General features: G+C 75.6%; 7 protein-coding genes. 1 reads left to right on the top strand and 6 read right to left on the bottom strand.

All coding sequences use genetic code 11. The annotated features are described in order from the left end of the window. Position 1 precedes the first annotated feature (1 nt). The 3 genes from CLV72_RS01750 to CLV72_RS01740 all read right to left on the bottom strand — a co-directional run bounded on the left by CLV72_RS01750 (position 2) and on the right by CLV72_RS01740 (position 3,357). Positions 2–1,354, bottom strand: coding sequence for a nucleotide sugar dehydrogenase (locus tag CLV72_RS01750; RefSeq protein WP_106238030.1), 1,353 nt, complete (start codon positions 1,352–1,354; stop codon positions 2–4). Positions 1,355–1,484: 130 nt separating this feature from the next. Then, positions 1,485–2,357: a glucose-1-phosphate thymidylyltransferase RfbA gene (rfbA, locus tag CLV72_RS01745; protein WP_106238026.1), complete on the bottom strand. Its 873-nt coding sequence runs from the start codon at positions 2,355–2,357 to the stop codon at positions 1,485–1,487. Between the two features lie 226 nt (positions 2,358–2,583). Further along, positions 2,584–3,357 (bottom strand): thioesterase II family protein, encoded by a 774-nt coding sequence (locus CLV72_RS01740; RefSeq protein WP_106238024.1) that lies wholly within the window; start codon positions 3,355–3,357, stop codon positions 2,584–2,586. A gap of 980 nt (positions 3,358–4,337) precedes the next feature. On the opposite strand from CLV72_RS01740, the gene CLV72_RS01735 reads away from it, so the two are divergent. Next, positions 4,338–7,127, top strand: coding sequence for a helix-turn-helix transcriptional regulator (locus CLV72_RS01735; protein WP_106238021.1), 2,790 nt, complete (start codon positions 4,338–4,340; stop codon positions 7,125–7,127). A 79-nt stretch (positions 7,128–7,206) separates the two neighbouring features. Here CLV72_RS01735 and CLV72_RS01730 read toward each other — a convergent pair whose 3' ends face one another. The 3 genes from CLV72_RS01730 to CLV72_RS01720 form a co-directional block, all read right to left on the bottom strand. Next, positions 7,207–18,399: a type I polyketide synthase gene (locus tag CLV72_RS01730; protein WP_106238018.1), complete on the bottom strand. Its 11,193-nt coding sequence runs from the start codon at positions 18,397–18,399 to the stop codon at positions 7,207–7,209. Between the two features lie 108 nt (positions 18,400–18,507). Then, positions 18,508–19,749, bottom strand: coding sequence for a type III PLP-dependent enzyme domain-containing protein (locus tag CLV72_RS01725; RefSeq protein WP_106238016.1), 1,242 nt, complete (start codon positions 19,747–19,749; stop codon positions 18,508–18,510). Next, positions 19,746–21,293 (bottom strand): AMP-binding protein, encoded by a 1,548-nt coding sequence (locus CLV72_RS01720; protein WP_245929810.1) that lies wholly within the window; start codon positions 21,291–21,293, stop codon positions 19,746–19,748. The genes CLV72_RS01725 and CLV72_RS01720 overlap by 4 nt, the downstream gene beginning before the upstream one ends. Positions 21,294–21,505 lie beyond the last annotated feature (212 nt).

The raw sequence follows: 21,505 nt of genomic DNA, 5'->3' as shown, positions 1-21,505 counted from the left end.
CTCACCGTCCGATTCCGCGGTAGGTGTAACCGATTTCGTACAGTTCGCCGATGGTCTGCCGCGAGTAGTACGCGCGACCGTCGAAGACCAGGCACGGCATGGACACCCGCTTGCCCAGGGCGGCGAAGTCGAGCCGCTGGAACGGGTCGTGTCCGGCCAGGACGGCGAGGCAGTCGGCGTCGCGGACCGCCTCCTCCAGCACGGGGACCGGCCGCAGGCCGAACATCTTCTCCGCCTCGTCCGGATCGGCCAGCGGGTCGAAGAGGGTGACCTTCGCGCCGGCGGCGCGCAGCGCCGCCACGGCCGGCAGCACCGGCGTGGCGCGCAGGTCCCCCGTGTTGTTCTTGAACGCGATTCCCAGTACGGAGACGACCGCGCCGTCCAGGCTCTTGCCCGCCTTCGCCAGGCCGTCGGCGATCATCTCGCAGGCGTAGGCCGGCATGGACTCGTTGACCTTGCGGGCCGTCTCGATGGTCTCCAGCCGCGCGCCGCGGTCGCGCGCCGCCCGCCAGGCCATCCAGGGGTCCTTGGTCAGGCAGGACCCGCCGACGCCGACGCTGGGCCGCAGGATGTTGACGTAGGAGTCGCCCTTGGCCAGCGAGTTGGCCCCGTCGATCACATCCAGGACGTCGACGCCGAAGGCGTCGCACATCCGGGCCAGGTCGCTCGCCATCGCGATGTTGTGGTCGATCCACCAGTTGTCGGCCAGTTTGACGATCTCGGCCACCTCGGCGGCCGCGTACTCCAGCACGGGCACGCCGAGCGCCCGGTGCCAGAACTCGCTCGACGCCTTCGTGCTCTCCTCGTCGCAGCCGCCGACGATGATCGGCAGCTTCCGGATCTGGGCGAGCGCCCCGCCCTCCGAGAGGCGCTCCGGGCAGAAGGCGAGCCCGAAGTCGGTACCGTGCCGCGCGCCGCCGGCCTCGAGCAGCGGGAGGACGGCCTTGCGGGTGTGGCCCGGCGCGACGGTGCTCTTCAGGATGACCAGCTGGCCGGTGCGCAGCCGCGGCGCCAGCTGCCGGCAGACGCTCTCCAGCGCCTCGGTCCGCATCGCGCCCTCGGCGTCCACGGGCGTGCCGACGGTGATGATGACGACGTCGGCGGCGTCGACGCCGGTGTAGTCGGTGGTGAAGCTCAGCCGCGGGGAGTCGCGCAGGGCCGTGAGCGCTTCGGCGAGCCCGGGTTCGGCGGTGCGGCAGTGGCCGCGCTCCAGCTCGCCGATCAGCTCGCGGTCGCTGTCGATCCCGATCACCGTCATCCCCTGCTCGGCCAGTGTGACGCCGAGGCAGGAGCCGACGTAGCCGAAGCCGATGACCGCGACCGTGAGGTCGGGGGAGTCCCGCAGAAAGCGCATGGTGGTTCCTTTGGTCGCGCCGCCGTGGCGGCCGGTTGCCGGGCCGGGGCGGCCGGTGGATGGTGCGACTGCTCGTGACGGCCGCCTCCGCGCGCCGCGGGGCGCGCCGGGGCGGCGGGCGGGACCGCCGTCAGCGGAGCTGCTCGGCGATGGAGAGCACGTACTGGCCGTACGCCGAGCCCGCGAGCTCCTGCCCGAGCCGCGCGCAGCTGTCGGCGTCGATGAAGCCCATCCGGAGGGCGATCTCCTCCAGGCAGGCGATGCGGACGGACTGGCGGTGCTCCAGCGTCTGCACGTACTGGCCGGCCTCCAGCAGCGACTCCGGGGTGCCGGCGTCGAGCCAGGCGAAGCCGCGGCCGAGGTCGATGACGCGCGCCTGGCCGCGTTCGAGGTAGACCCGGTTCACGTCGGTGATCTCGAGTTCGCCGCGGGCCGAGGGGCGCAGGTTCTTGGCGATGTCCAGCACGCTGTTGTCGTAGAGGTACATGCCGACGACGGCGCGGTTGGAGCGCGGGGTCCGCGGCTTCTCCTCGATGGACAGCAGCCGGCCGTCCGCGCCGATCTCCGCGATCCCGTAGCGCTCGGGGTCGCGGACGGGGTAGCCGAACAGCACGCAGCCCTCGATGTCCTCGGTGTGGCGCTGCAGGATCTCCTGGAAGGCGTAGCCGTGGAAGATGTTGTCGCCCAGGACGAGGGCGACCGGGTCGTCGCCGACGTGCTCGGCCCCGATGACGAAGGCTTCGGCGAGGCCGTTGGGCTCGGGCTGCTCGGCGTAGTCGATCCGCAGCCCGAGGTGCGAGCCGTCGCGGAGCAGGCGCCGGATCTGCGGCAGGTCCCAGGGGGTGGAGATCACCAGGATCTCCCTGATGCCCGCCAGCATGAGCGCCGAGAGCGGATAGTAGATCAGCGGCTTGTCGCTGACCGGGAGCAACTGCTTGGAGACGGCCAGCGTGACCGGGTACAACCGGGTGCCCTTGCCGCCGGCCAGGATTATGCCTTTCATCAACGGACAGCCGTGTGAACGCCGGCGCAGCGCACGGCACCGTGAAAGGCATTGTTGGGAATACTCACCGGAAACACCTCTACAGAAATGCCCGCACCAGGGGCCCGCACATGTCGGAATTCGACCCGAGCTTGTCCGCGCCATTCTCGAAATGGCCGGACGATGGACACTCTGGCATGTCCCGGTGAAGCCATCAGCCCCTAGCGTCCCCCTTAACGGCCCCTGATCACCGGGCGGGAGCGGTGCCCGCCAGTGCCGCCAGCCGCTCGCGCAGGTACCCGATCACCTCGGCCGCGCGCTCGTTCAGATAGAAGTGCCCGCCGGGGTGGACGCGCAGCTCGAAGGGGCCGGAGCTGTGCTCGCGCCACGCCTCGGCCTCCGCCAGGTCGACCTTGGGATCGTCGTCGCCGATCAGGACGGAGAGGGGGCAGGCCAGGGTCTCGCCCGGCCGGTGCCGGTAGGTCTCGATGGCCTTGTAGTCGCTGCGCAGCGCGGGCAGCACCGTGCGCATGACCTCGTCGTCGTCGAGCAGGCTGCTGGTCGTGCCGCTGAGGGTGCGCAGCTCGGCGAGCAGGCCGGCGTCGTCCAGCTGGTGCAGCCGCTCGTCGCGGTAGCGCGACGGCGCCCGGCGCCCGGAGGCGAAGAGCGCGATCGGCGGGGTGCCGCGCCGGCCGAGCCGGAGCGCGACCTCGTAGGCGAGGGTGGCGCCCAGGCTGTGGCCGAAGAGCGCCACCGGGCGGGTGATCCAACCGTCCAGCGCGCGCACGGTGCGGTCGGCGAGCTCGCCGATGTCCTCGACGCGCGCCTCCGCGCGGCGGTCCTGGCGCCCGGGGTACTGCACGGCGAGCACTTCGACGCTCGGGGCCAGCGCGCGGGAGACGGGGAAGTAGAAGCTGGCCGATCCGCCTGCGTACGGGAAGCACAGCAGCGTGACCGCCGCCTGTTCCGACGCGTGGAACCGGCGAATCCAGGAGGTGTCTCTTTCGTTCGAACCGGCCATTGCCACTCCGTGCCCCTTCGATGTCGAACGCGTCGGCGGACCGGCGTCACAGGCCGTTCCGGCCGATTTCCCGCTGGATTCTCCCGTATTTCTCCGGCCGCTGTCCGGCGCCGCCGGACGGCGGTGCGGACCGGGCGTCCTGCGGGCGGCGCGGCCATCTGCCGAGAGGCCGGAAAGTGCGCTTCCGGAACGGGGACGGCGCATTATCCGGCGCCACCGGCCAAGTCGAGCAGACGGCCGGCGTCGGCGCCTACCCCTAACCCCGGGCCGCGCCGCCGCTAGGGGTCCGGCCTTCCCCGGCCCGCGCCGCGGCCGCGCCGGCGGCGCGCTCCGGGGGCCGGGACAGGAGCCGGCCGTACCGGTCACCGGGACGCCGGTCCGCACGGCCGAGCCGGGCGACGGATTCGAATACAACCTCCACTAGATGACTTTATCAGCTATTACTGAAATGAAATCCTGCCGACATTCACCGTTAACGAATCGCATCCCAAGTGAAACCCCCCTTGCACCGAACGGTCGCCCCCTAGGGGCGCGACCATGAAAATATGGGGCCCCTACTCCAGGCTAAATGCCTGAATAGCGGATGCCGCCGACCTCCACGCCGGCTCCGTTGCCATGCCGGAACAGCAGCCATTCAAACGTGATGCCGACCACAGAAGTGCGGGCATTTGGTGCGCACAGCGCACCCGCGGCCGCCGCGACCCCATTAGCGACCCCGTAACGCGACACCAGGGACGAAACCCCCCAAACAGGTACATCAAGGCACCTACCGCAATAAAGCAGGCAAGGCGCCTGACCGGAGTCGGACACCTTGATCGCAATATCACTCTGAGCAGCCGATAGTCACTCTGAGCAGCTTGTGATCATCTTGTGTGGTCAGTTATGTTCCGCCCAGATCGACACAATGATCTACGGATCTACTACGGGAACTCACGCTTCTCCCGGACCCGCCCTCCGAAACGAGAGGTACCCCTAGTCTCATGCCTTTGGTCGAGCGAAGCGATGAACTCTCTCACTTGGCCGATCTACTTGCGGATAGCGTGAGTGGTAAAGGACGCCTTGCGGTCATCATGGGACCGATTTCCTACGGGAAAACGGAACTGCTTCGTGTATTCGGCGAGCAGGCCGCGGAATCGGGCGTGACATGGTTGAGCAGTTCGTGCTCGCCCCTGGAGCGCGACCTGCCCCTCGGTGTCATGAACCAGCTCTTCCACACCGCCGCGCTGCCGGCCGACCACCGGGCGCGGGCCGCGCAGACGCTCCGGGAGGCCGTCCACCACCCCACCGGGACGGAGGACGCCGGCGACTGGCTGAGCCTCGCGCCGCGGCTGTGGACCGTTCTGCTGGAGCTGTCGGAGAGCAGGCCGCTGCTCATCACGGTCGACGACGTCGAGTACGCCGACCTCCCCTCGCTGCACCTGCTGCTGTACCTGGTGCGCCGGATCACCAGCGCCCGGATCTTCGTGCTGCTCGCCGCGGCCGACCGCCCGCAGCGCGTCTGCCCCATACTCGACGTCGACCTGCTGCACCATCCCGCCTGCGAGCGGATCCGGCTGAACCCCCTGTCGATCAAGGGCGTCGCCGACGTGGTCACGCACGAGCTGGCCGGCGCCGCCGACGAGGCGACGGCCGCGGCGGTGTACCGGATCAGCGGCGGCAATCCGCTCCTGGTCACCGCGATCACCGAGGACTACCGCAACGCGGTCAAGGCGGCGAACGGAGCGGAGCCCGCCGGGATACCGGTCGGCGAGACCTACGCCCGCTCGGTGCTGACACTGCTGCACCGCGGCGACCCCGACACGCTGCTGGTCGCCCGCGCCCTCGCCGTGCTCGGCGAGCACGGCTCCCCCAGGCTGGTGGCCGACCTGGTCGACCGGACCGCCGACACGGTCGGGCAGGCGCTGCGCTCGCTGCGCGCCATCGGCCTGTTCGGGGTGTCGGACTACCGCCACCCCAGCGCCCGCTCGGCGGTGCTGAACGACATCGACCCGCACGACCGCGTCGAGGCGCACCGGCGCGCCGCCCACCTGGTGCACGCCGAAGGGGCGGCCGCCACGACCATCGCCGACCACCTCGTCCGCGCCGCGCACCACGAACCGCCCTGGGCGCTCGAACTGCTCCGCGACGCCGCCACCCAGGCGGTCGCCGCCGGCCGGCACGACGCGGCCATCCGCTACCTGCGGCTGGCGTCCAGGGCCACCACGGACGAGGGCGAGCGCGCGCTGGTCACCAGCCTGCTGGCCCGGGCCGAGTGGCTGCTCAACCCCGCCATCGCCGAACGGCACGCCGCCCCGCTGCACGCGGCCGCCGGCAACGGGGTGCTGGGCCGCTCCGACACCTTCAGCAGCATCCGCTTCCTGCTCTGGTACGGCTACCTCGACGAGGCGACGGACCTGCTGCGCAAGCTCGGGTCCAGCGCCGACGAACTGGACCTGGAGGACGCCGCCTCGCTGGAGATCACCGGCCGGTGGCTCTCCCTGACCTTCCCCGGCGTCTTCCAGGAGGTCAGCAGGGACCTCCCCCCCTTCGACCAGACCGGCGTGGTCCCCTCGTCCTTCAGCGTCTACCTCCAGGCGGTGCGGGCGCTCGACACGGTGCTGCGCCGCGGACCCGACATCGAGGCCGCCAGGACGGCCGACCAGGTGCTGCGGCACTCCGCGGTGGACGAGCCCTTCGTCGAGGCCATGGACAGCGCGCTGTCCGCGCTCATCCACGCCGACCAGCTGGACAAGGCGCGCCACTACTGCTCGTCGCTGCACGATGAGCTGTCGAACCGCGGCTCACCCACATGGCAGGCGTACTTCTCCTCGGTCCGCGCCTATATCGAATTGCGCCAGGGCCGGCTGTCGGCGGCCTTGGAGCACATCACGGCCGCGCTGCGGATAATGCCGCTGCGGAACTGGGGCACGGCCGTCTGCCTTCCGCTCGCCGTGCTGATTCGCGCGCACACGGAGACGGGCGATTACGAGTCCGCGCTGGCGAGCGTGCGCCACCCGATTCCCGAATCGCATGTGAAGACCCGCTGGGGCTTTCCCTATCTCTATTCACGTGCCCAGTACTATCTGCGCATCCACAATTTCCGTGCCGCGCTGAGCGACTTCCTCGCCTGCGGCCGGCTCATGCGCGAGCTGGACCTGGACTCACCGGCACTGGCCCCGTGGCGGACCGGGGCGGCGGAGGCGTACCTCGGCCTGGGCGAGTCCGAGCCGGCCAGGAAGCTCCTCAACGAGCAGCAGGCGCTCCAGTACCGCCAGCCCGCCCGTGTCCGCGGCAACCTGCTGCGGGTCCAGGCCGCGGCCGGTGAGCCCCGGCAGCGCCCCGCCCTGCTGAGGCAGGCCGTCGACGTGCTGCAGGAGTCGGGCGACGGCCTGGAGCTGGCCTATTCCCTGGTCGCCCTGACCCGCGCGCTCGACGCGCTCGGCGATTCCAACAAGGCGCGCATGATCGGCCACCGCGCCGAGACGGTCATCACCGACTGCGGCGCGGAGCCGCTGCGCCGCGCGCTGTCCTACAGCGGCGGGGGCGACTCGGGCGGCTCGGGGGAATCGTCCGGGGCGGCGGAGGGCATCGGCGCGCTCAGCGACGCCGAGCAGCGCGTCGCCTCGCTGGCCGCCTCGGGCTACACCAACCGGGAGATCGCCGGGAAGCTCTACATCACCGTGAGCACCGTCGAGCAGCACCTGACCCGCATCTACCGGAAGCTGGCGGTGAACGGCCGCAGCAACCTGCCGGTCCTGTTCCACCAGAACCAGAAGGTCTCCGCGGAGTGAGGCGGGGCCGCCGGCTCGCGCCGGCGGCCCCCTCCGCCCGCCCGGGCCGAGCCGCCCCCGCCCGGCCCGGGCCGGCGGCCTAGGTCCGCAGCTCGTTGTCCAGGATGTCGAACAGCTCGTCGGCGGTGGCCGCGTGCAGCTCCTGGTCGGCCGCCGCCTCGCCGGCGGCGCGCAGTTCGGCCCAGCGGGCGGTGAGCGCGTGCAGGCGGGCGGCGATCCGGGCGTGCTCGGCGTCGTCGGGGCGCGCCCCGTCCAATGCGGACTCCAGCCGCGCCAGCTCCTCGTCCACCGACGGCCCCTCCGGCGCCGCCTCGCCGACCAGCTCCGCCTGGAGGTGCTCGGCGACGGCGGCGGGGGTGGGGTGGTCGAAGATCAGGGTGGCGGACAGGCGGACGCCGGTCACCCCGCCCAGGCGGTTGCGGAACTCCACCGCGCTGAGTGAGTCGAAGCCGACCTCGGTGAAGGCGCGCTCGGCGTCCACGGCCTGCGGGCCGCTGTGCCCGAGCACCGCCGCGGCGTGCGTCCGCACCAGGTCGAGCAGGTGGCGGCCGCGCTCCTCCGCCGGCATCGCGGCCAGGCGCTCCGCCAGGGGGTCGTCGGTCCGGTCGGCCGCCGCCGCGCCGGCCGCCGGGCGGACCGGCCGGGCGGCCAGCTCGCGCAGCAGCGGCGGCAGGGCGGCGCCGCGCTCGCGCAGCGCCGCGGCGTCGAAGTTCACCGGTGCCAGCAGCGCGCGGTCGTAGCGGAGCGCCGCGTCGAGCAGCGCCAGCCCCTGCCGGTCGGGGATCGGCGCGATCCCGTCGCGGGCGACCCGCTCGGCGTCGCGCCGCGACAGCCCGCCGCCCATCCCGCCGGCCTGCTCCCACAGACCCCAGGCCAGCGAGACCGCGGGCAGCCCGGCCGCCCGCCGGTGCAGCGCCAGGCCGTCCAGGAAGGCGTTGGCCGCCGCGTAGCCCGCCTGCCCGGCGCCGTCCACCCAGCCGGCCAGCGAGGAGAAGAGCACGAACATGTCCAGGTCGAGCTCGCGGGTCAGCTCGTGCAGGTGCCAGGCGGCCTCGGCCTTGGGCGCCAGCGCCGTGTGCAGCCGCTCGGGCGTCAGCGCGGTGACCACGCCGTCGTCGAGCACGCCTGCGGTGTGCACCACCCCGGTCAGCGGCGCCTCGGTGGGGACGGAGTCCAGCAGGGCGCGCAGCGCCTCCCGGTCGGACACGTCGCAGGCCGCCACCCGCACCGACGCGCCCAGACCCTCCAGCTCCGCGACCAGTTCGGCCGCGCCCGGCGCATCCGGGCCGCGCCGGCTCACCAGCAGCAGGCTCGGCACCTCGTGCCCGACCACGAGGTGCCGAGCGACCAGGGCGCCCAGCCCGCCGGTACCGCCGGTGACCAGCACCGTCCCGGCCGGGTGGGCCGCGGGCCGCGGTGCCCGCGGGCCGCCCGCCTCCGCGCGGGCGGCCCGCGCGGCCAGCACCGTGCCGCCCCGCACGGCGGTCTGCGGCTCCGCCGAGGCGAGCGCGGCCATCAGCATCCCGGCGGAGCGGACGGGGTCCGCGTCCAGGTCCACCAGGGCGAAGCGGTCCGGGTGCTCGGCCTGCGCGGCCCGCACCAGGCCCCACACCGCCGCCGCCACCACGTCCGCGACCCCCTCGCCCGGCACCGCCTCCACCGCGCCCCGGGTGACCACCGCCAGCCGGGTCCGCGCCAGCCGCTCCTCGGCCAGGACCGCCTGGACGGCGGCGAGGACGCGGGCGGCCGCGGCGCGCAGGGCCGCGGGCCGGTCGGCCGCCGACTCGGGGGGCGGGCACCACAGCAGCGCCGTCTCCGGCGCCGGGCCGCCGGCCGCGGCCTCGGCGGCCAGCGCGGCGGCGTCCCGGTGGACGGCGACCGTGCCGCCGGGGACCGGGCCGAGGCCGGAGCCTCCGTCGTCGAGCAGCGCGATCCCGCGCACCGGCAGCGCCTCCCCGGCCGGTACCGGGACCCACCGCAGCGCGTACAGGGAGTCGCGCCCGCCCGGGGCGCGGAGCTGCTCGGGGGCGACGGGCCGCGTCGCCAGCGCCGCCACCGAGGCGACGGGGGCTCCCGAGGCGTCCGCCAGCGCGAGGGAGAAGGCGCCGGACGCAGTGCCCGACACGCGCACCCGCAGCGAGGCGGCACCGCCCGTGGAGACGCCGACGCCGGTCCAGCTGAAGGGCAGCGCCGACGCCTCGGCCGCCCCGGTGAGGCCGGCGATGTGCAGGGCGGCGTCGAAGAGCGCGGGGTGCAGCCGGTAGCGCTCGGCGTCGACCCGCTCCTCATCGCGCAGCGCGACCTCGGCGTAGACCTCCGCGCCGCGCCGCCAGGCGGCCCGCAGCCCCTGGAAGGCGGGCCCGTACTCCAGGCCCTCGCGGGCCAGTTCGCCGTAGCGGCCGCCGATGTCCAGCGGTTCGGCGCCCAGCGGCGGCCAGACCGACAGCTCGGCCGGCTCCGCGGGCGCGTCGGCGGCGGCCCGCAGCAGCCCGGTGGCGTGGCGGGTCCACTCGCCGTCCGCGCCGGCACCGTCCGGGCGGGCGTAGACGCGGAGCCGCCGGTCCCCGGACTCCTCGGCGGGGTCGACGCGGACCTGCACCGCGACGCCGGTGTCCTCGGGCACCGGCAGCGGCGCTTCCAGGGTCAGCTCGTCCAGTACCGGGCGGCCGACCTCGTCGCCGGCCCGGACCGCCAGCTCCACCAGCGCGGTGCCGGGCACCAGCACGGTGCCGTGCACCTGGTGGTCGGCCAGCCAGGGGTGGGTGTCCAGCGAGAGGCGGCCGGTCAGGGTGACCGCGTCGCCGTCGGGGTCGGCGACCACGGCGCCCAGCAGCGGGTGCCCGGCGGCGGCCTGGCCGAAGCCGGCGGCGTCGCCGCCCTGGGCCGCCGTTCCGGACGCGTTCAGCCAGTAGCGCTGCCGCTGGAAGGCGTAGGTGGGCAGCTCCGGCCGCGCCTGCAGGGCGCCGGCCACCGCCCGCCCGGGGAGCAGCGGGGTCCAGTCGACGCGGACGCCGTGGGCGTGCAGCTCGGCCAGCGCGGTGACGGCCTGGCGCGGCTCGTCGCGGTCGCGGCGGGCGGCGGGGACGAAGACCGCGTTGGCCTCCTCGGGCGCGGCGCCCTGGCCCATGGCCGTCAGCACGCTGTCGGGGCCGATCTCCAGGAAGGCACGCACGCCCTGGCCGTGCAGGGTCCGGACGCCGTCGCCGAAGCGCACCGCGGCGCGCACGTGCCGGACCCAGTAACCGGGGGTGGCGATCTCGTCTCCCGCGAGGCCGCCGGTCACGTTGGACACCACGGGGACGGTCGGCGCCTGGAAGCGCAGATCCGCGATCGCGGCCTCGAACTCCGCGAGCATCGGGTCCATCAGCGGCGAGTGGAAGGCGTGCGAGACCCGCAGCTCGCGGGTCTTGTGCCCCGCCTCGGCCAGCCGGGCGGCGATCCCGGCCACGGCCTCGCGGGCGCCGGAGACGACGACGGCGGCGGGGCCGTTGACGGCCGCGATCCCCACCCGGTCCTCGACACCGGCCAGGTACGGCAGCACCTCGTCCTCGGCGGCCTGCACCGCGAGCATCACGCCGCCGTCCGGGAGCGCCTGCATCAGCCGGCCCCGTGCCGCCACCAGGGCGCACGCGTCGGCCAGGGTGAGTACGCCCGCGACGTGCGCCGCGCTGATCTCGCCGATCGAGTGGCCCGCCAGGAAGTCCGGGCGCACCCCCCACGACTCCACCAGCCGGAACAGCGCCACCTCGAAGGCGAACAGCCCCGCCTGGGTGAAGAGCGTCTGGTCGACCAGGCCCGCGCGCTCCGATTCCGGTTCGGCCCACAGCACCTCGCGCAGCGGCTCGGGGAGCAGCGCGTCGAACTCGGCGCAGATGGCGTCGAAGTTCGCGGCGAACACCGGGAAGGCGCCGTGCAGTTCGCGGCCCATGCCGAGCCGCTGGGAGCCTTGCCCGGAGAAGAGCACCGCCAGGCCGCCCTCGCGGGCGACCCCCCGCACCAGGCCCGGGTGCGGCTCGCCCGCCGCCAGGGCGCGCAGCCCGGCCAGGGCCTCGGCGCGGTCGGCCGCGAGCACCACGCCCCGGTGGTCCAGCGCCGAACGCGTGCCGACCAGCGCCGCCGCGACCTCGGGCAGGCCGCTCGCCTCGTCCCCGGCCAGGAAGGCGGCCAGCCGCCCGGCCTGACCGGCCAGCCCGCGCTCGCCCCGGCCCGAGACCACGACCGGCACCACCGGCGCGGCCGGAGCATCGGCGGCGGGCTCGGCCGCGGCACCGGCCGGTTCCTCGGCCGGCGGCTGCTCGATGATGACGTGCGCGTTGGTGCCGCTGATCCCGAAGGACGACACCCCGGCCCGGCGCGGACGCCCGTCGGCCTCCCAGGGGCGCGGCTCGGTCAGCAGCTCCACGGCCCCGGCCGACCAGTCCACCTGCGAGGACGGGGCGTCCACGTGCAGGGTCTTCGGCATCACCCCGTGCCGCATCGCCTGCACGGCCTTGATCACCCCCGCGACGCCGGCGGCGGCCTGGGTGTGCCCGAGGTTGGACTTGATCGAGCCCAGGTACAGCGGCCGCCCCTCGGGCCGGTCCTGGCCGTAGGTGTCCAGCAGCGCCTGCGCCTCGATCGGGTCGCCGAGCGTGGTGCCGGTGCCGTGCGCCTCCACCACGTCCACCTCGGCCGCTGGTACCCCCGCCGCCGCGAGCGCCTGCCGGATCACCCGCTGCTGCGAGGGGCCGTTCGGCGCGGTCAGCCCGTTGGACGCCCCGTCCTGGTTGACCGCCGAACCCCGTACGACGGCGAGCACCTGGTGCCCGTTGCGGCGCGCGTCCGAAAGCCGCTCCAGCACCAGGAGGCCGACGCCCTCCGACCAGCCGACCCCGTCGGCGGCGTCGGCGAAGGAGCGGCACCGGCCGTCCGAGGAGAGCCCGCGCTGCCGGCCGAAGTCGACGAAGGTGTCCGGGGTGGCCATCACCGTGACGCCACCGGCCAGCGCGAGCGCGCACTCGCCGTTGCGGAGCGCCTGGACGGCCAGGTGCAGGGCGACCAGCGAGGACGAGCAGGCCGTGTCGACCGTCACCGCGGGCCCTTCGAGGCCGAAGACGTAGGACACCCGGCCGGACACGACGCTGGCCAGGCTGCCGTTGCCCAGGTAGCCGGCCAGGTCGTCGGGGACGTGCGCCAGGCGGGTCCCCCAGTCGTGGTACATCACCCCGGCGAACACGCCGGTCCTGCTGCCGCGCAGGCTGTCGGCGGGGATGCCGGCCCGCTCGAAGGCCTCCCAGGAGGCTTCCAGCAGCAGGCGCTGCTGCGGGTCCATCGCCAGCGCCTCGCGCGGGCTGATCCCGAAGAGCTCGGCGTCGAACTCGGCGGCGTCGTAGAGGAAGCCGCCCTCGCGCACGTAGGTGCGGCCCGGCAGGCCGGGCTCGGGGTCGTAGATGCCGGCCAGGTTCCAGCCGCGGTCGGTCGGGAAGGGCGCCACGCCGTCCCGGCCGTCGGCCACCAGCCGCCACAGGTCCTCGGGGCTCGCCACCCCGCCCGGGTAGCGGCAGCTCATCGCGATGATCGCGATCGGCTCGTCGCCGCCGGCGGCGGCCGCCGGGGCGGGTTCGTCCGCGCGGACGGCCGTCCCGAGCAGCTTCTCGGCGATGTGCCCGGCGAGGGCGACGGGGTTGGGGTAGTCGAAGACGAGGGTGGCCGCGAGCCGGACGCCGGTGGCGCCGGTGAGCCGGTTGCGCAGCTCCACCGCGGTGAGCGAGTCGAAGCCGAGCTCGGTGAAGGCGCGGTCGGACTCCACCGCCCAGGCGCCGTCGTGGCCGAGGACGGCGGCCGCGTGCGAGCGGACCAGGTCGAGCAGGTGGCGGGCGCGCTCGGCCTCGGCCATCCCGGCCAGCCGGTGCGCCAGCGGCGTCTCGGCCGGCGCGCCGCCGGCCTCCCTGGCGACACGGCGCGGCGCCGGCCCGGCCAGGCCGCGCAGCACGGCGGGCAGCTCGCCCGCCGCGGCGCGCCGCAGCGCGGAGCGGTCCCACCGGGCCGGGACCAGCAGCGGCTCGCCGAGATCGAGGGCGGCGTCGAGCAGGGCGAGCCCGTCGGCGTCGGTCAGCGCGCGGGCGCCCTCGCGGGCCATCCGCGCCAGGTCGGTCGCGCCCAGCCGGGCCGCCATGCCCCCGGCCCGCTCCCAGGGCCCCCAGGCCAGCGAGACGGCGGGCAGCCCGGCGGCGCGGCGGTGCAGGGCGAGGCCGTCCAGGAAGGCGTTGGCGGCGGCGTAGTTGCCCTGGCCCGCGCCGCCGAGCACGCCCGACACCGACGAGAACAGCGCGAACAGGCGCAGGTCCAGGTCCGCGGTCAGCTCGTGCAGGTGCCAGGCCGCGTCCGCCTTCGCCGCGAGGACGCCGTCCATCCGCTCGGCCGTCAGCGCCGTAACGACGCCGTCGTCCAGCACGCCCGCGAGGTGCACCACCCCGGTCAGCGGCGCCTCGGCCGGGACGGCCGCGATGAGCGCGGCGAGGGCGTCGCGGTCCGCCACGTCGCAGGCCGCCACCTCGGCCGCCGCGCCGAGCTCGGCCAGCTCCGCGACGAGTCCGGCCGCGCCGGGCGCGTCCGGGCCGCGCCGGCCGGCCAGCAGCAGCCGGCGGACGCCGTGCTCGGCGGCCAGGTGGCGGGCGACCAGGCCGCCCAGCCCGCCGGTGCCGCCGGTGACCAGCACCGTGCCCTCGGCCAGGCCCGCCGGCCGCCCCGCCGCGGGCGGCTCGCCCCCGGGCCGGGCGGCTCTGGCCAGCCTCGGGACGAGGGGGGCGCCCGCGCGCACGGCCAGCTGCGGCTCGCCGGTGCGCAGCGCGTCGGCGAGCGCCCGCGCGGACTCCGGCGCTCCGTCCAGGTCGACCAGGACCAGCCGGTCGGGGTGCTCGGCCTGCGCGGTCCGCACCAGGCCCCACACGGCGGCGGCGGCCGGGTCGGACACGCCCTCGCCGGGGACGGCCTCGACCGCGCCGCGCGTCACCACGGCCAGCCGGGCACCGGCCGAGCGCTCGTCGGCCAGCCACTCGCGCAGCCGCGCCAGGGTCCCGTTCGCGGCCGCGTGCAGCGCGGCCGGCAGGCCGCCGCCGGCGCCCCGGCAGGACAGCAGCGCGACGGCGGGGGCCGGGCCGGAGAGGGCGGCGAGCAGCTCCGCGCCGTCGCGGTAGGCGGGGACGCCGGGCAGCACCGACGCCAGGCCGAAGGGGTCCTCGCCGAGCAGCCCGACGGGCCCGGCGGCGGGGCCGGCGCCTTGCGGGGCGGGCACCCAGTCCAGCCGGAACAGCGCCTCGCGGGCCGCGCCGCCGGCGGCGAGCCCGTCGACCGCGACCGGCCGCATCGCCAGCGCCGCCACGGAGGCGACGGGGGCGCCGGTGGCGTCGGCCGCCGCCAGCGTGACGGTGTCGGGCCCGGCCGGTGCGATGCGCACCCGCAGCGCGGTGGCGCCGGCGGCGTGCAGGGTGACGCCGGACCAGGCGAAGGGCAGCACGGTGTCGGTCCGCTCCGCGCCGCCCAGGTCGGTGGCGTGCAGGGCGGCGTCCAGCAGCGCGGGGTGCAGCCCGAAGCGGGCGGCCTGGTCGGCCGCCTCCCCGGGCAGGGCCACTTCGGCGAAGATCTCGTCCCCGCGGCGCCAGGCGGCGCGCAGCCCGCGGAACAGCGGGCCGTACTCGTAGTGCCGCTCCCGCAGCTCCGCGTAGACCCCGTCGACCGCGAGCGGGCTCGCGCCCTCGGGCGGCCAGACGCTCAGGTCGGCGGTGTCCTCGGCCGGGGCTGCGGCGGCCAGGCTCCCCGAGGCGTGCCGGGTCCACTCCTCGTCCGCCGCGTCCTCGGGCCGCGCGTGCACCTCGACGGAGCGGAGCCCGGAGGCGTCGGGGGCGCCCGCGGTGACCCGCAGCGCCACACCGCCCTGCGGCGGCAGGACCAGCGGCGCCTCCAGGGTCAGCTCGGCCAGCCGCGGGTGGCCGCACTCCTCCCCGGCGCGCAGCGCCAGTTCCACGAAGGCGGTGCCGGGCAGCAGCACGGTGCCCGCGATGGCGTGCTCGGCCAGCCAGGGGTGGGTGCGCAGCGCGAGCCGCCCGGTCAGCACCGTGCGCCCGTCGCCGGGCAGGCCCACGGCGGCGCGCACCAGCGGGTGGCCGGTCGGCCGCTGGCCGAGGCCGCGGGCGTCGCCCGACGCCGGCTCGGGGCTGAGCCAGAAGCGGCGGCGCTGGAAGGGGTAGGTCGGCAGCTCGGTGCGCCGGGCGCCGACCCGGGCGAGCGGCGCCGCCCAGTCGGTGCGCGCGCCGCGCACGTGCGCCGTCGCGAGGGCGGTCAGCAGCTGCTCGGCCTCGCCGCGGTCGCGGCGCAGCGCCGGGACGAGCACCGCGCCGCCGCCGGGCGCGACGCACTCGGCGCCCATCCCGGAGAGCACGCCGTCGGGGCCCAGCTCCAGGTAGGTGGTGACGCCCTCGCCCTCCAGGTAGCGGATCGCGTCGTGGAAGCGCACGGAGCCGCGCACGTGCCGCACCCAGTACTCCGGCGAGCACAGCTCCTCGGCCGGGGCGGGGCGGCCGGTCGCGTTGGACACCACCGGGACGCGCGGCGGCGCGTAGGCCACCTCGCGCGCCACCCGGTGGAAGTCCGCGAGCATCGGCTCCATCAGCGGGGAGTGGAAGGCGTGGCTGACGCGCAGCCGCCGGGTGCGGTGGCCGGCGGCCGACAGCCGGCCGACGACGTCGAGCACCGCGTGCTCGGCGCCGGAGACCACCACCGCCTCGGGCCCGTTGAACGCGGCGATGCCGACCTCGTCCTCGCGTCCCGCCAGCAGCGGCGCCACCTCGGCCGGGTCGGCCTGGACCGCCGCCATCGCCCCGCCCGCGGGCAGTTCCTGCATGAGGCGGCCGCGGGCGGCCACCAGCATGGCGGCGTCCTCCAGCGGGAAGACGCCGGCCGCGTGCGCGGCGGCCAGCTCGCCGATCGAGTGCCCGGCCAGGAAGTCGGGCCGCAGCCCGAAGGACTCCACCAGCCGGTACAGGGCGACCTCGACGGCGAACAGGGCGGGCTGGGCGTAGCCGGTCCGGTCCAGCAGCGCCGCCGCCTCGGAGCCGGGCTCGCCGAACAGCAGGTCGAGCAGCGGCGTCTCCAGCTGGAGGTCGAGATGGCCGCACACGTCTTCAAGCGCGTCGGCGAAGGCGGGGTAGGCGTCGTACAGCTCGCGGCCCATGGCGAGCCGCTGGCTGCCCTGCCCGGTGAACAGGAAGGCGAGCCTGCCGCCGCCGGCGGTGCCCCGCACCACCCGCGCTCCGGCGGGCGCGGTGTCGGGCTCGGCGACGGCGTCCAGGCCGCGCAGCAGTTCGGCGCGGTCGCCGGCCAGGACGACCGCGCGGTGGTCGAGCGAGGCGCGGGTGGCCGCCAGCGAGTAGCCGAGGTCGGCGAGGGCCAGGCCGGGCCGGTCCGCGGCGAAGGCGCGCAGCCGCCGGGCCTGCTCGCGCAGTGCCGCGCCGCCGCGGGCGGACAGCACCAGCGGCACGGGGGCGGCCGCGCGGGGCTCCGTCTCCCCCGGCTCCTCCGGTTCGGCGGTGTCCTCGGCCGCGGGCGCCTGTTCGAGGATGGCGTGCGCGTTGGTGCCGCTGATGCCGAAGGCCGACACCCCCGCCCGGCGGGGGCGCCCGGTGTCGGGCCACGGGACGGTCTCGGTCAGCAGCTCGACGCCGCCGGCCGACCAGTCCACGTGCGGGGTGGGCGCGTCGACGTGCAGGGTGCGCGGCAGCACGCCGTGCCGCATCGCGAGCACCATCTTGATCAGGCTGGCCACCCCGCCGGCCGCCTGGGTGTGGCCGAGGTTGGACTTGACCGAGCCCAGGTGGAGCGGCCGCCCCTCCTCGCGCCCCTGCCCGTAGGTGGCGATGAGCGCCTGCGCCTCGATGGGGTCGCCCAGGCGGGTGCCGGTGCCGTGGGCGTCGACGGCGTCGACGTCGGCGGCACGCAGCCCGGCGTCGGCCAGCGCCTGCTGGATCAGCCGCTGCTGCGCCAGTCCGTTGGGGGCGGTCAGGCCGTTGCTGGCGCCGTCCTGGTTGACGGAGGTGCCGCGCACCAGCGCCAGCACCTCGTGGCCGTTGCGGCGGGCGTCGGAGAGCCGTTCCAGCACGAGCACGCCGATGCCCTCGGAGAAGCCGGTGCCGTCGGCCGCCGCGGCGAAGGCCTTGCACCGGCCGTCGGGGGCCAGGCCCCGCTGCCGGCTGAAGGCGGTGAACATGCCGGGGCTGCCCATCACGGCCACGCCGCCCGCCAGCGCCAGCGAGCACTCGCCGCGGCGCAGCGACTGGGCGGCCAGGTGCAGGGAGACGACGGAGCCGGAGCAGGCGGTGTCGACGGTGACCGCCGGGCCCTCCAGGCCGAGCAGGTAGGCGACCCGGCCGGAGACGACGCTGGGCGCGTTGCCGGTCATCAGGTAGCCGTCGAGGCCGTCCGGCGCCTCGTGCACGCGCACGCCGTACTCGTGCACCTCGGCGCCGACGAAGACGCCGGTGCGGCTGGCCCGCAGCGAGTTCGGGTCGACGCCCGTGCGCTCCAGCGCCTCCCAGCAGGTCTCCAGCATCAGGCGCTGCTGGGGGTCCATGGCCAGCGCCTCGCGGGGGTTGATCCCGAAGAGGTCGGCGTCGAAGAGGGTGGCGGTGTCCAGGAAGCCGCCCTGGCGCACGTAGCTCTTGCCCGGGGCGTCGGGGTCGGCGTCGAAGAGCCCGTCCAGGTCCCAGCCGCGGTCCTCGGGGAAGCCGGACAGCACCTCGCGCTCGTCCATGACCAGCCGCCACAGGTCCTCGGCCGAGGCCACCCCGCCGGGGTAGCGGCAGGCCATGCCGACGATGGCGACCGGGTCGGCGTCCGCGGCGGCCGGGGCGGCGGGGGCCGGGGCGGCCGGCGCCTGCGGGGAGAGGCCCAGCGCCTCGGCGCGCAGGTGCCGGGCGATCTGGAGCGGGGTGGGGTGGTCGAAGGCGATCGTCACCGGCAGCGGCAGGCCGGTCTCCGCCACCAGCCGGGCGTGCAGCTGGACGGCGGCCAGGGAGTCGAAGCCCACCTCCTTGAAGGGCAGCTCCGGGGGGACCTCGCCCGCCCGCTCCGGCACCACCGCGCGCAGCACCGCGGCGGCCTGCGCGCACACCAGGTCCACCAGCACCCGTTCCTGCTCGTGGGGAGGCAGGCCGGAGAGCCGCCGCGCCAGAGAGGGGCCGCCGGGCGCGCCCCCGGTCGCGGTGGCGCCGGCCGGGGCGAGTTCTTCGGATCCGCTCATCGTGTACTCCACTCGGCAGGCCCAGGGGGATGCTGCACATCGGTTCCGGTGCGCCCTTCGGGCCCGCGCCCGCGGACGGGGGCGGGCCGCGCCGGAGGGCGGGTCACCTCATCGGTGCGCGCCGGCTCGCGGCACGTCGAAGTTCCTGCGGTGCTCGATGCGGGAGACCGAGACGACCTCGCCGCCGCGGACGACCACCTCGGTGGCGGCGGGCCTGCCGAGGAACATGAGCAGGCTCGCGGTCACGCCGTAGGCGCCGGCGTTGGGCACCGCCACGACGTCGCCCTCGGCCAGCGGCGGGACCTCGACCTCGCGGCCCAGGAAGTCGCCGGGCGTGCACAGCGGCCCGGCCAGGGTGGCGCGCCGGCTCGCCTCGGCGCCGGAGGGGCGCACCGCGACCGGCAGCAGCCGGCCGAGGCCCGCCATCCCGCCGAAGACGTTGATGCCGCCGTCGAGGATGGCGAAGCCGCGGCCCCGGCTCTCCTTGACGTTGACGACGCCGCACAGCAGCTCGCCGCAGCCGCCGACCAGGTAGCGGCCGGACTCGCAGGCGAAGCGCGGCGTGCCCTCGCGCCAGTCCGGGAAGCGCGCGTCCAGGGCGGCCTCCAGGCCGGAGCGCAGCTTGTCGTACCTGGGCCGCTCCCCCGGCACGCCGTAGGGCATGGCGAAGCCGCCGCCGATGTCGAGCAGCCGGACCGGCAGCCCGAGGGTGTCGCGGAGTTCGGCTGCGACGGCCAGGGTGTGCTCGAACTCGGCGAGCAGGCTGGCCTCGTCCTTGGCGTTGCTCAGTGGGAAGAAGTGCGCGCCGGCGATCCGGGTGCCCGGCACCCGCAGCAGCTCGGGCAGCAGCTCGTCCAGGGTCTCCCGGTCGATGCCGAACTGGGAGGGCGCCCCGGTCATCCGGATGCTGGTGGACGCGCTCGCCGACACGCTGTTGATCCGCAGCAGGCAGTCGGCGACCGCGCCGTGCCGCCGGGCCGCGGCGCCGATGTGGCGCAGGTCGCCGGGGGACTCCACCGAGAAGGTGCGCACCCCCGCCCCGATGGCCGCGTCGAGTTCGGCGGCGGTCTTGCCGGGGCCGGTGTAGAGGCAGTCCCCGGCCGGGAAGCCCGCGGCGAGCGCGGCGGCCAGCTCCCCGGTGGAGCTGATCTCGGCGCGGCAGGCCCGGTCGGGGTCCTCGCGCAGCACCGCCGCCACCTCGGGGTGCGGGTTCGCCTTCATCGCGTAGTACAGCTCGAAGGACTCGGGCAGCGCGGCGAACAGCGCGCGGCGGGCCTCGGCGACGCGGTCCAGGTCGTAGACGTACAGCGGTGTGCCGTACTCGGCCGCCAGCTCGGCGTAGCGGGTCACCGGGCACCTCCGTCCAGGAGCTCGGCGAGCTTGGCGCGCTCGTTCTTGCCGTGGCTGGTCAGCGGCAGCCGGTCGAAGACGTGGCAGCTGGCCGGCACCTTGGCCGGCTCCAGCCGGCCCGCCAGCTCCTTGAGGACGGTGTGCGGGGCCAGCTCGGTCTCCACGCACAGCGCGAGGTCGCGCCGGCCGCTCGGCGGCACGGCCGCGGCGGCGTGCACGCCGGGGATGTCCAGGGCGGCCGCCTCGATCTCCAGAGTGCTCATCCGGATGCCCTTGCGCTTGAACATGTCGTCGCGGCGGCCGTCGAAGTAGAGGTAGCCGTCCTCGTCGAGCCGGCCGTAGTCGCCGGTGTGCAGGCGGGTCCCGCCGGTCTCGGGGTCGGGGCGGAAGCTGGCGGCCGTCAGTTCGGGGGCGCGCCAGTAGCCGGGCATGACGTGCGGGCCGGTGACCACGATCTCGCCGGTCCGGCCGGCGGGGACCGGCCGGCCGTCCTCGTCCAGGATCGCCACCCGGGTGCCGGGCAGCGGCAGGCCCACCGACTGGGGCCGCTCGCGCTCCTCCTCGGGCGGCATGATGGAGACGCGCTTGCACTCGGTCTGCCCGAACTGGCGCACCACCCGGGAGCCGGGGAACACCCGGCGCAGCTCCTCGGTGGCCGCGTCCGACAGCGCCGCCCCGGTGTTGGTGAACATGCGCACGGTCGTCACCGGCTCGGACTCCCGCCGGGCCAGGGTGGTGATCATCTGGGCGAAGGAGGGGACGATCGGGACCACGGTCGCGCCGCACTCCCGGATCCGCTTCAGCAGCAGCAGGTCGGCCTCGCCGTCGGCCAGCACCAGCTCGGCGCCGGCCAGTGTGGCCAGCAGCACCTTGTACAGGCCGTAGTCCCACGAGATCGGGAAGCGGCAGAACACGACGTCGTCGGGGCGGTAGCGCAGCACGGCGGCGATGGACCGGGTCGCGAAGGTCATCTGCGCGTGCGGGCAGATGACGGCCTTGGGCGCCGAGGTGCTGCCCGAGGTGTACACCAGCACGGCGATGTCGGCGGCGCTGATGCGCGCCGGCTCGGCTTCGGCGCCCTCGGCGGCCAGCGCGGCCACCTGCTCCCAGACCTCGCCGAGGCCGTACACGGGCACCGGGCCGAGGCCGCGCATCATCTCGACCGAGCCGTCGTCCACCACGATCAGCCGCGGTTCGGCATTTCCGATGACCGAGCGCAGGTGGTAGGGCTTCATCGCGGCGTTGAGCGGCACGAACACCGCGCCGCCGCGGACGGTGCCGTACAGCATCGCCACCTGCTCGCGGCCGGTGGGGACCCGCACCACGACGCGCTCGCCCGGCGCCACACCCCTGTCGCGCAGCCAGCGGTCGAAGGCCCGGCTGTGGGCGGACAGCTCGGCGTAGGTCCACGAGCCGCCGGCGTCGGTGACGGCGCGGGCCGCGGGCTCGCGGGCGGCGGCGTCGTCGAGCAGGGCGGGCACGAGCCCGGCCCAGGGGTGATCGGGCTCCGGGTCCCCGTGCGTTGCGTCGGCGAAGCCGTCCACGGCCGCTCTCCTGTTCTCGCTCCGGCGCGTTCCCCGTCGGTCCGCGTCCCCCGGGAGGGGAGATATCGGGTATGACGGACCATTCCGATTTCGCTGCGACGCTATCCCGGCGGCGCGTTCGCGCCGTACCCCTAACGTCCCCTATCCGACCGTTCCCGCCGCTCCGCCGGGCCCGGCCCGGATACGGGAGCGCGCCGCGGCGCCGGGGTCCG

The sequence above is a fragment of the Allonocardiopsis opalescens genome (assembly GCF_003002095.1).
Taxonomy (GTDB): domain Bacteria; phylum Actinomycetota; class Actinomycetes; order Streptosporangiales; family Streptosporangiaceae; genus Allonocardiopsis; species Allonocardiopsis opalescens.
This window is presented reverse-complemented; position numbering and strand designations above follow the sequence as displayed.